Origin of the sequence: Sphingobium terrigena, assembly GCF_003591655.1 — a bacterium.
GTDB lineage: Bacteria > Pseudomonadota > Alphaproteobacteria > Sphingomonadales > Sphingomonadaceae > Sphingobium > Sphingobium terrigena.
The window spans coordinates 77,064-87,683 of record NZ_QVRA01000016.1 but is presented as its reverse complement, the minus strand read 5'-3'; the positions used below and the strand labels follow the sequence as shown (position 1 = coordinate 87,683).

The window sequence follows — 10,620 nt, the reverse complement described above, 5'->3', positions numbered from 1 at the left end:
TCCTTGCCGTGCTCAGCATACTTGTGATCGCCATCGGATGGCATGCAGTCGTCACAAGCACCGACCTGTAATGCGCACATTACCGCCTTCTACATCGATCGCAGTTTATGGGTTCACGACCTAATCTCGTCCAGCGCCTTGTGCGGAATGACCGCAATTGTGGCTGCTGTCAGGCTGGCGACATCATGATCCAATATTTTGAGCGGGTAGGCATGAAGGTCGAGAAAGTCGCCCGGCACCTGCACGGCGACGAGTTGTCGCATCCCTTCCCGGTCGTCGAGATAGCGGCACATGAAGCCCTCCAGCAGCAACATGCTGACCGACAGGATTTCGCCGGCCTGCACGACCGTCCTGCGCGCGTCGATGGTGCGGATTTCGAAAATGGCTTTTTCCAGAACCTGCCGTTCCTGAACATCCAGTTCGACGCCGCGACGATCCCTGAGAAATCTATCGGTAAACAAGATCGGCCCTCATCGCGAAACGACATGCATAGGACATAGTCGAACGGTCCGTGGCGATGACGTATCCGGGCGGCGGAAATAAATCGCCATGATGCACATCAGTTTTGGGCGGGCCGTGGCAACTTGCGTGGCGGCGGCGGGTTATCCCGTCCACACATGCTGCGGGTTCCCATCGCAACGCGGGGATGCGCATCTGCTTCGATCGTCGCTTTCCAATGTGCCGGACCTGGATCCGGCATATCTCTCGTGCATGAGGATGCCCCATGGCCAAATCCCCTTCGACCCCTGGTAAAGTCTCAGGCGAAACACCCAGAAAGGCACCGCCGCCCGCGCCCGCCGAGGCCATATCGAACAGCTTCGCCGAACCGCAGGCAGCAGGCGGCGAAACCCATCAGGTTGCCGACGGAGACGTCGCCGTCCTGACGACCGCACATGGTATCCCGGTGGGCGATGACCAGAACAGCCTGAAGCAGGGCGCGCGCGGCCCGACCCTGATCGAGGATGCGCATTTCCGCGAAAAGATCTTTCATTTCGACCATGAACGCATCCCCGAGCGCGTTGTCCACGCGCGCGGCTACGGTGCGCACGGCTATTTCGAACTGACCGAATCCCTGAGCGACGTCACCCGCGCGGATGTGCTTCAGCGGGTCGGCGAGCGCGTGCCCGCCTTCGTGCGCTTTTCGACCGTCGCCGGGTCCAAGGGTTCGGCCGATCTGGCGCGCGACGTGCGCGGCTTTGCCGTGAAGCTCTACACGCAGGAGGGCAACTGGGACATTGTCGGCAACAATATCCCGGTCTTCTTTATTCAGGATGCGATCAAATTTCCCGACCTGATCCACGCTGCCAAGCCGGAGCCCGACCGCGACTTCCCGCAGGCGCAGACCGCGCATGACAATTTCTGGGACTTCATCAGCCTGACGCCCGAAAGTTTCCACATGGTGATGTGGACGATGTCGGATCGCGCCATCCCGCGATCGCTGCGCACGATGGAGGGGTTTGGCGTTCACACCTTCCGCCTGGTGAACGCGGAGGGCAAATCCACCTTCGTCAAATTCCACTGGAAGCCCAAGCAGGGCCTGCAATCGGTCATGTGGAACGAGGCGGTCAAGATCAACGGGGCCGATCCCGATTTCCATCGTCGCGACCTGTGGGACGCGATCAACGCCGGGGACTTCCCGGAATGGGAGCTGGGGGTCCAGTTGTTCGACGATGCGTTCGCCGACAGTTTCGACTTCGACGTGCTGGACGCGACCAAGCTCATCCCGGAAGAACTGGTGCCGGTCCGCATCGTCGGGCGTCTGGTGCTGGACCGGGTGGTCGACAATTTCTTTGCCGAGACGGAACAGGTCGCCTTCATGACCCAGAATGTGCCGCCCGGCGTCGACTTCAGCAATGATCCGCTGCTCCAGGGCCGCAATTTTTCCTATCTTGATACCCAGATCAAGCGCCTGGGCAGCACCAACTTCACCCATTTGCCGATCAATGCGCCCAAATGTCCGATGGCCCATTTCCAGCAGGACGGGCATATGGCGATGCGCAATCCCAAGGGCCGCGCCAATTATGAGCCAAATAGCTGGGGTGCGGCGCAGGGTGGCCCGCGCGAAGACCCGGTGCGCGGCTTCACCAGCTTCGCTCAGGAGGGTGATGGTCCCAAGCAGCGGGTCCGCTCGGAAAGTTTTGCCGATCATTACAGCCAGGCGCGGCAATTCTTTACCAGCCAGACGCCGACCGAGCAGAAGCATATCGGCGACGCCATCGTGTTCGAACTGAGCAAGGTGGAACGCCCCGACATCCGTTCGCGGACGGTGTCTCACTTGCTCAATATCGACGCTACGCTGGCACAGACTGTAGCCGAAGGACTTGGCCTTGCCTTGCCTGAACCGGCGCAGGCAGCGCGCCCGACGATGATGGACCTGCCGCCGTCCGATGCGCTCAGCATCCTCAAGAACGGACCGGACAGTTTCAAGGGGCGCAAACTTGGCATCCTGCTGACCGACGGTGCCGAAGCCGCGATCTTCAACGCGCTGGTTAAAGCGGTCGACAAGGAAGGCGCGGTTTACGAGGTCGTCGCTCCCAAGATTGGCGGCGTGACCCTGTCGGACGGCACAGCGGTTGCGGCCAAGCAGAAGATTGACGGCGGTCCCTCCGTCCTGTTCGACGCCGTTGCCGTGGTGGCGTCTGAGGAGGGGGCTGCTTTGCTGGCAATCGACGCGGCCGCCAAGGATTTCGTTACCGATGCCTTTGCGCATTGCAAATATATCGGCCTGACCGCCGAAGCCCAGGCGCTGTTTGAAAAGGCGGGGATAGCCAACGATTTGGACGAGGCCTGCCTACCGCTGGCCACAGCCAAGGATGCCGGCGCTTTCCTGACTGCCTGCCGGGCATTGCGCCACTGGCCGCGCGAATTGGCGGTCGATCTGGACGCCCAGCCCGCCGCCTGATCGCGGGCTTTCAATGTCAATCTAAGGGGATGGTCTCGCGCCATCCCCAGCCATGCGCACGACAGGATCATACCCCATGCGGATCGGCATCATCGCCCATCTCAAACATCCGATTGCCGAACCCTTTGCCGGCGGGCTGGAAATGCACACGCATTTGCTGGCGAGATCGCTGCGGGATCGTGGCCATGCGGTCACGTTGTTCGCCTCGTCCCGATCGGAACCGGGGATCGGTTTGGAAGCGATCTGTACAGAAACGGCGATCCAGACGGTGGGTACGACAGAAGCGAGCGACGTGCCCTTCTTTCGTGAGCATCACGCCTATCTCAGCCTGATGAACGACCTGCGCCATCGCGATTTCGACATCATCCACAATAATTCGCTGCATTATCTTCCTGTCGCGATGGCCGACAGCCTGCCCATGCCGATGGTCACTACGCTGCACACGCCGCCCTTCTGCTGGCTGGAAAGCGGTATCCGCCTTTGTGCTGCGCGCAACCACAGTTTCGCGGCCGTGTCTCGCTCGGTTGCAGCTCTTTGGAACCATGTCACCCATAGCGACGCGGTGATATGGAACGGCATCGACCTGCAAAAATTTGCGTTCCATCCCCAGCCCGCCACCGATCCCTATCTGGTCTGGTACGGCCGCATCGTCCCGGAAAAGGGATTACATCTGGCGATCGCGGCTGCCCGACAGGTCGGTCTTCCGCTCAGGATTGCGGGACCAATACTTGACGATGATTATTACTGGACACAGATCGCGCCCGCGCTGGGCCACGACATCACCCATGTCGGGCATCTCGCGCACCAGCAACTTGCCCGGCTTGTGGGCGGTGCGCGGGCCTTCCTCTGCACACCTATGTGGGATGAACCCTACGGCCTTGTCGTTGCAGAAGCGCTTGCCTGTGGCGTGCCAGTCGCGGCCTTTGCGCGCGGGGCGATCCCTGAAATATTGGATGCGACATGCGGGGTGCTTGCGACCCCGGACGATGTTGCCTCGCTCGCCAGCGCCGCGCTATCGGCCCTGAAGCTCGACCGCAACGCTTGCCGCACCAGAGCGGAACAGATGTGCGATGCCGAACGCATGGTCGACAATTATGAGGCGCTTTATCTGCGGCAGATCGACAGGGCGGCGGCACCTTCCCGAGCCGACCGTGCAGCGTCGATCCACCTGATGCCCTCGACGCTCCCATCCCGTGCGTCGCTAGACCAGAGATCGGCTTCCCATGGCTGACGCCAGCGCCATGACCCTGTGCGTCTGCGTCCCGGCGCGGAACGAGGCAGCGCGGTTGCCGATATTGCTGAATGCGCTGGCGATGCAGGACTGGCCCGGTGCGATTCCAGTTGCGATAGCCATCAACAACAGCACCGACGATAGCCGGGCCGTTGCCGACGCCGCCCGCCATCGTCATGCCGCACGGCTCGACATCCGCATAACCGAACACAATTTCGCGCCGGAACTGGCGCACGCCGGATCAGCCCGGCGGCTGGCAATGGACACAGGCCTTGGCCTTCTACCCGCGCTGGACAACGCTGCCCTTATCAGTACGGACGCAGACAGCCGCCCTCCGACAGACTGGCTGCGTAGTATCGCCGCTGCCTTTTCGCGTGGTGCCGACATGGTGGGCGGCCGGATCGACATCGATAGCGAAGAACCACTGCCACCGCCCGTGCATCGCCTGCGCACGGCATGGGACCAATACTGGGCCGCCGTCCGTGCCATTGAGGATGCGATTGATCCTCTGCCCTGGGATCCCGCGCCCCGCCACGGCGATCATACCGGCGCATCGCTCGCCATCCGGGCAGAGCTTTATCTGGCCTGCGGCGGCGTTCCGGCCATAACAAGCGGAGAGGATCGCGCGCTTGTATTGGCGGCGCTTGCCCGCGGCGCGCGCCTTGTTCACCCTGTTACGGTTTACACTCGCGTTTCCCCGCGTCTGGAGGGACGCGCGGAAGGCGGCATGGCAGTTGCGATGCAGACGCTGTTCGAAAGGGCCGAGAATAACATCTCACCCATGGCGCCTGCCTTCGCCCATTGGCGCGAGCGTGCGCACTGGCGCAAGCAATTGCGTGCGCGGCCAGATGGCGCTGCTTGGATCGCCCGTCAGGAACCGCTATTGCCTCCGATGCCGCACGACATGATGCTGGAACTCCAGCCATGACGCGCCGCCCGATCGGCTATTATGTCCATCATCATGGCGCAGGGCATCGCGCGCGGGCGGAGGCAATTACCGCCGCCATCGGCTGGCCGATCGTCCTGCTGGGTACAGGGTTGGGCGCAGCAGGAATTGACCTTGCTGACGATCGGCCCGCTTCCGGCTGCTTCGACGGGATGGACGACACGGCCTCACGCCCCGCCGCGCTGCACTATGCGCCCGTTGGTCATGAAGGCGTGCGGTCGCGCGTGGCGCGGATCGCACAATGGATCGCGACGGAGCGCCCTGTGCTGATGGTCGTTGATGTTTCGGTCGAAGTGGCGATGCTGGCGCGCTTGGCATCGGTGCCTACTATTTATGTGCGGCTCAACGGCGACCGTAGCGACGCGGCGCATCTCGACGCTTTTCGCGGTGCTACGGCGCTGTTCGCGCCGTTTCACCGCGATCTGGAGATGCCATCGACGCCCGCGTGGATCAGGCACAAGACCCGCTATCTGCCCGGCATCACTGCCGTTGCGCAGCATCATCCCCGGCAGGACGACCATATCCTCATAGTGATCGGCCGGGGCGGCCCGCCCGGCGATGGCACAGCGATCGCACAGGCCGCGCGCGCCTGCCCGGAAACGCACTGGCGCGTCATCGGCCCCGTAACTGCACCGACCGATCGACCCGCCAATCTCGATCTGGCAGGATGGGTTGACGATCCTGCGTGTGAAATCGCCTCCGCCGGGTTGATCGTCGGCGCGGCGGGTGACGGGTTGGTGAACGCAGTCCTCGCCGCCGACCGCCCGTTCCTCTGCATCCCTGAGGACCGCCCCTTTGCCGAGCAGTTGGCGACAGCACGCGCCCTACACGCGCTGGGCGCTGCGATAATGCTCGAAACATGGCCGTCCCCCGACCAATGGCCAACTTTGATCAGCCAGGCAAAGGCATTGCCGGCTCACGCCCGCAAACGCCTGCACGATCGCCATGGTGTGGACACAGCAGCAACCTGGCTGGCGACGATGGCCGCCGCCGCGGTCGATGAAGTGGAAGCTGTAGCATGACCCTGTTCCCCCATTCCCGTTCCAGCATCGACCCCCCGATTGCGCGCGCCGAGGCGATCACATCCACCATTGTCGCGCTCGGCAGCCGCTATGATGCCGCGCCGGTCTTTCCGGTGGAAAGCATGAAAGCGCTCGTCGCTGCCGATCTCCATCGCACCTTCGCCCCACTCGAAAGCGGCGGCGAGGCCTTTGACGCTGCCGTCGCCCGGAACCAGTGCCTGATGACCGTCCTGCGGATCATTGGTCGCGCTGACCTCAGCGTCGGGCGGCTCTATGAAGGTCATGTCAACGCGCTCGCTATGTTCGACTGGTTTGGCTCTCCCGCCCAAAAGGCCGATCTGGGGCAGAAAATCGCTCAAGGTGCCTTTTACGGCGTGTGGGCCACCGAGCCACAGCCGGGGGTACAGCTACGCCAATCCGCACTGGATGGCCGCAAGTCTTTCGCGACCGGCGCTGGCGGTCTTGCCTATGCCGTCATCACCGCGCAGCCCGAAGAGGGCGAACGGCGACTGGTCGTCATCCGGGCCGATGATCCCGCCCGGACCGACCTGTCGCAATGGCGGGTCAGGGGTATGCGGGCGACGGGTAGTGGCTTCTATGACCTGACGGGCATGGCGGTCGATTCATCGCATCTGCTCGGCCAGCCCGGCGACTATGATCGCCAACCGCGCTTCACCACGGGCGCCTGGCGCTTCACTGCCGTGCAACTGGGTGGGATCGAGGCGCTGTTGACCGAAATCCGGCTTGCCATGTCTGATGCGGCGCGCGCCGATCCGCTGCAACGCGCGAAATTCGCCGATGCGGTTGCCGCAACCCGCACCGCCTATCTATGGGTCCGCGAATGTGCGCTCCGGGCTGCGCACGACGATCCCGATGGTCCCGCCTTCGCCCGCATGACGCGCGGCATAGTCGAGCGTGCGGGCTTGGACGTCATGGAACTGGCCGCCCGCATCATCGGTACGCGCAGCGCGATGGATGGCGAACGGATCGACAAGATCATCCGCGACCTCAGCCTCTATCTGCGGCAGGGCGGGCCCGACTATGCCTGCGATCAGGCTGCGCTCGCCTGGCTCGACCATGACGCCTGGGGGGCGGAGGACGCTTTGTGGTAGGCCTTTCTTTGTCGACAAAACCCTGGCGAACGCGGCGGTGGCTGGTCCTTGCGCCGCATCCCGATGACGAGACGCTGGGCGCTGGCGCGGTCATCGCGCAGACGGCGAGGGCTGGGCGACTGGCGGGCCTTGTCTATCTCACCGACGGGTCGGGCTCGCATGAGGCCGCGCAAGGCCGGTCGGGGAAACTGGTGAGCAGCCGCAAGCGCGAAGCCGCCGCCGCGTTACACCGCCTGACCGGTAGCCGCAGCCAGCTGCCGATTCATCTTGACTGGAAGGATGCTGCTCCTGCTCAGCCAGGGCATCCGGCTTTCGACCGGGCTATTCGACGGCTGACCGCCCTTTGCCGTCGCTGGCAGGTCGATGCCCTTGCCGTTACCGCCAGTCACGAACCCCATTGCGACCATCAGGCCGCCGCGCAGCTGGCCTATGCAGTGGGGCAACGGGCCAGGGGAAGGCTGGTCGTCGCCGAATATGTCGTCTGGTCGCAAGCGCCTGAACCCCGCACCCACCGGATGCTGCACACCGCGCCCATGTTGCCCGGACAACGCCGTTACGCTCTGGCCGCGCACCGCAGCCAGCTTACCGCGTCCCACGGTCCCGGCTTCCGACTGGACGCCTCGCATCGTGCCATGCCTGCCAGCGATATCCTCTACCTGCGGAGAGCCAAATGAAGCGGCATAACAACAGCCTGGGTCACGATTATTTCGAGACGATGTTTCGCGGGACCGACGATCCTTGGGACCTGGAAAGTAGCGCCTATGAGCGGGACAAATATGCTCATAGCATCGGCGCACTGGCGGGGCGGACCTATGAACTGGGTTTCGAGATTGGATGCGCAAAAGGTGTCCTGACACAGTCGCTGGCAACCCACTGCCAAGCATTGCTGGCGATCGACGTCAGCGAAACCGCGTTGAAAGCAGCGCGCGAGCGCTGTGCCGCATTCGACCATGTTTCATTCGGCCGGATGGTTTTTCCGGGGCAGGCACCCATGGGCAGCGCCTTCGACCTCATCATCCTGTCCGAAGTCGCCTATTATTGGGATGATCTGGATATCAGACGTGCCGCCCAGTGGATCACCACCCATATAGTGCCCGGCGGCGATATCTTGCTCGTCCATTGGACCGGCGAAACCGACTATCCCCAGAGCGGCGATGATGCGGTGGGCAAATTGCAGTGCGCTCTCGCCCCCGCAATTGCCATCATCACGGGCGAACGGATGCCCAACTATCGCCTCGACCTGTGGCGTGCGCACGCATGACCCTGAGCGTCCTCACTATCGTCAAGGATCGGTCGACCCATCTGGCACAATTGATCGAAGGTCTGCGACGCAGCACGCATTTCCCCGACGAACTCATCATCGTCGACATGGCCAGCAGTCCGCCTATCAGTGCCCAACAAGCGCCATTCCCGATTCAGATCCTGCGTCTCGATGGCCCCGGACTGCCACTCGCGGCAGCCCGGAACTACGCCGCGCGGGCGGCCAGCGGGGACATGTTGTTGTTCCTCGACGTCGACTGCATCCCGATGCGCGCGCTGACCAGTGCGATCACGCAATGCCTGAACGACCATGACGCGCTGATCTGCGCTGACATACGCTATCTTGGCACTGACGATGCCCGTGGCGAATGGGAGGAAGCAGATCTCCTTTCGCGCGCACAGGGGCATCCGGTTCGACAATTCCCGGCAAACGGAGTGCGCCAAGAGGAGAATGCCGGTCTGTTCTGGTCGCTGGCGTTCGCCCTGCATCGCCAAAGATTTTCTGATCTAGGCGGGTTTGATGAAGCTTTTATCGGCTATGGTGGTGAAGATACCGACTTCGGTTTCCGCGCGCGTGCCGCAGGCTTACCCCTGCTATTCATGGGCGGCGCTGGTGCCTTTCATCAGTATCACGACGTTTTCGACCCCCCGCTCCAGCATCTGAACGACATCGTCCGCAATGCCAGCCTCTTTCGGGCGCGTTGGAAAATATGGCCGATGGAAGGATGGCTCGACGCTTTCGAGAAGGCGGGTTTGATTGGACGGTGCGGGGACATGATCCATGTGCTTCGCCGACCAAGCGACCTCGAAATCAAGCATGCGCGAATGTCGCCGCCGGGTTCGCCCTGAAATAGAGCGGCGCCGCGCCCGTGTATCTCGCGCGACGAAATGATAAAGAGACTCGGATTTGCGCGCGTGAGTGTCAGCTTACCGCGATTTGTGATTCCGAAGCTGACAGTCGCAAATGTCCCAATGCAAGCCATTGAGGTAAGCGTAGCAATCAGCCTGCGTTCCAGATTTGTTGCCATACAGCAAATTCCGACGGACGAACCAGGTATCGCGCGAAATTGCCCTCGTGCAAGCCCAGCAACTCCGTTTCTGCGACCTCGGCAAACTGGTCCTGATCGGCCGTTGGGATGAATTCACGGGACGTCGTGACCAGATGCGCGCGTGTCGCCTGTCGGCTCATGGCACCGAGCACAACATCCCGAACGACATCGCGCAACTGTTCCCGATAGCGCAGGCGGAAGGGGTCTGGCTCACCCATTGATTGACGAACGGCGGCGTAGCGCGCTGCGGATCGCTGATAGGCCCAAAGGAATACGTCGCGCAGCAATGTTATGTCGTTGCGTTCATAGACGCCAAGCGTGGCGCGCGTGTAAAGGTCGCCTGGAACCTCGGTGAACGACAATGGCGCAAGGTTCGCCCGGATCATGGGAATATTGGCGGCGAGGCGTGATACGCGCTTATTCACATCGTCAAAGGGCTGAAGATAAGGAAGCTGCACCATTATGAAAAAGGCCTGCTCGAATGGATCGTCGATGGCCGCCGCTGTGGCAAGGATTTGATCGAAGCACTCCTCGATGAGACCCGGACCTTCCAGTGGATGAAAAGTTGAACCGTCTATCCCTACGATGATGTGGCGCAGTCGCCCCACCGCCGTCGGGTCAGCTAACAGATTGTTCGCCAATAACGCATGCAGGTTGAGTATCGTATAGCGATTGAACCCGACATCGTTGGCGTTGGCGACGAGAAACTCGATCGCATCCTTATGATTGAGGATCATCTGCGCTTCGCGCGGTCCGCGCCCCTCTGCGGCTTCCCCGAAATCCAGCAGCCGCCGCGTATCGAGCAGCGAATATGTGTTGCCTTCGAGACGGCTGGAATTCCATGCAAGGTCGATAAGCAGCCTGTTCAATATCTGCTTCGCGTAGGTGCCTGCCGCTGCGGCCTCAATCTGCGGCTTGCCGATTGTAGCCAGATGATCGCGCTGCTGCTGGGTCAGATAGAAGGTTTCGTTGGGCCGGTAACGATCCAGGAAGCTGCGTTCATAGCCGACCGGTTGTCGCACCGCGACGGGCTGGCGCACATAGGCAAGGACAGCGCTGCCTTCAGGTGATATCGGGACGATGTCGGCTGGGCCAGGC

9 protein-coding genes and 1 pseudogene are annotated in these 10,620 nt (G+C 62.2%); 8 read left to right on the top strand and 2 right to left on the bottom strand.

What is annotated here, in order from left to right; genetic code table 11:
* Positions 1 to 122: 122 nt before the first annotated feature.
* Positions 123 to 461 (bottom strand): annotated as a pseudogene (locus tag D0Z70_RS16600) (cyclic nucleotide-binding domain-containing protein); the annotation flags it as partial.
* 263 nt (positions 462 to 724) lie between these two features.
* On the opposite strand from D0Z70_RS16600, the gene katE reads away from it, so the two are divergent.
* From katE to D0Z70_RS16560, 8 genes are all read left to right on the top strand, one after another.
* Complete coding sequence (katE, locus tag D0Z70_RS16595) at positions 725 to 2,902, top strand: catalase (protein ID WP_182913999.1); 2,178 nt, start codon at positions 725 to 727, stop codon at positions 2,900 to 2,902.
* Between the two features lie 76 nt (positions 2,903 to 2,978).
* Positions 2,979 to 4,133 carry a glycosyltransferase family 4 protein gene (locus D0Z70_RS16590; protein WP_119748362.1) on the top strand — a complete coding sequence of 385 codons (1,155 nt, stop codon included), beginning with the start codon at positions 2,979 to 2,981 and terminating at the stop codon, positions 4,131 to 4,133.
* A complete protein-coding gene (locus D0Z70_RS16585) occupies positions 4,126 to 5,061 on the top strand; it encodes a glycosyltransferase family 2 protein (RefSeq protein ID WP_119748360.1) in 936 nt (311 codons plus the stop codon). Before D0Z70_RS16590 ends, D0Z70_RS16585 begins: the two co-directional genes overlap by 8 nt.
* Positions 5,058 to 6,101 (top strand): glycosyltransferase, encoded by a 1,044-nt coding sequence (locus D0Z70_RS16580; RefSeq protein ID WP_119748358.1) that lies wholly within the window; start codon positions 5,058 to 5,060, stop codon positions 6,099 to 6,101. Before D0Z70_RS16585 ends, D0Z70_RS16580 begins: the two co-directional genes overlap by 4 nt.
* Positions 6,098 to 7,213 (top strand): acyl-CoA dehydrogenase family protein, encoded by a 1,116-nt coding sequence (locus tag D0Z70_RS16575; protein ID WP_119748356.1) that lies wholly within the window; start codon positions 6,098 to 6,100, stop codon positions 7,211 to 7,213. The genes D0Z70_RS16580 and D0Z70_RS16575 overlap by 4 nt, the downstream gene beginning before the upstream one ends.
* Before the next feature lie 8 nt (positions 7,214 to 7,221).
* Positions 7,222 to 7,887, top strand: a complete 666-nt coding sequence (locus D0Z70_RS16570) for a PIG-L deacetylase family protein (protein ID WP_239018971.1) — start codon at positions 7,222 to 7,224, stop codon at positions 7,885 to 7,887.
* Positions 7,884 to 8,474, top strand: a complete 591-nt coding sequence (locus D0Z70_RS16565; protein WP_119748354.1) for an SAM-dependent methyltransferase — start codon at positions 7,884 to 7,886, stop codon at positions 8,472 to 8,474. The genes D0Z70_RS16570 and D0Z70_RS16565 overlap by 4 nt, the downstream gene beginning before the upstream one ends.
* Entirely contained in the window at positions 8,471 to 9,322 is an 852-nt protein-coding gene (locus tag D0Z70_RS16560) for a glycosyltransferase family 2 protein (RefSeq protein ID WP_182913997.1), read from the top strand. The genes D0Z70_RS16565 and D0Z70_RS16560 overlap by 4 nt, the downstream gene beginning before the upstream one ends.
* Before the next feature lie 151 nt (positions 9,323 to 9,473).
* Here the strand turns inward: D0Z70_RS16560 and D0Z70_RS16555 are convergent, their stop codons facing one another.
* A complete protein-coding gene (locus tag D0Z70_RS16555; protein WP_239018970.1) occupies positions 9,474 to 10,562 on the bottom strand; it encodes a Fic family protein in 1,089 nt (362 codons plus the stop codon).
* Positions 10,563 to 10,620: the final 58 nt, after the last annotated feature.

What these genes read in the sequence shown, in the direction of transcription:
- katE (WP_182913999.1), top strand. Translation starts at nt 725, where the DNA reads ATGGCCAAATCCCCTTCGACCCCTGGTAAAGTCTCAGGCGAAACACCC.
- D0Z70_RS16590 (WP_119748362.1), top strand. Translation starts at nt 2,979, where the DNA reads ATGCGGATCGGCATCATCGCCCATCTCAAACATCCGATTGCCGAACCC.
- D0Z70_RS16585 (WP_119748360.1), top strand. Translation starts at nt 4,126, where the DNA reads ATGGCTGACGCCAGCGCCATGACCCTGTGCGTCTGCGTCCCGGCGCGG.
- D0Z70_RS16580 (WP_119748358.1), top strand. Translation starts at nt 5,058, where the DNA reads ATGACGCGCCGCCCGATCGGCTATTATGTCCATCATCATGGCGCAGGG.
- D0Z70_RS16575 (WP_119748356.1), top strand. Translation starts at nt 6,098, where the DNA reads ATGACCCTGTTCCCCCATTCCCGTTCCAGCATCGACCCCCCGATTGCG.
- D0Z70_RS16565 (WP_119748354.1), top strand. Translation starts at nt 7,884, where the DNA reads ATGAAGCGGCATAACAACAGCCTGGGTCACGATTATTTCGAGACGATG.
- D0Z70_RS16560 (WP_182913997.1), top strand. Translation starts at nt 8,471, where the DNA reads ATGACCCTGAGCGTCCTCACTATCGTCAAGGATCGGTCGACCCATCTG.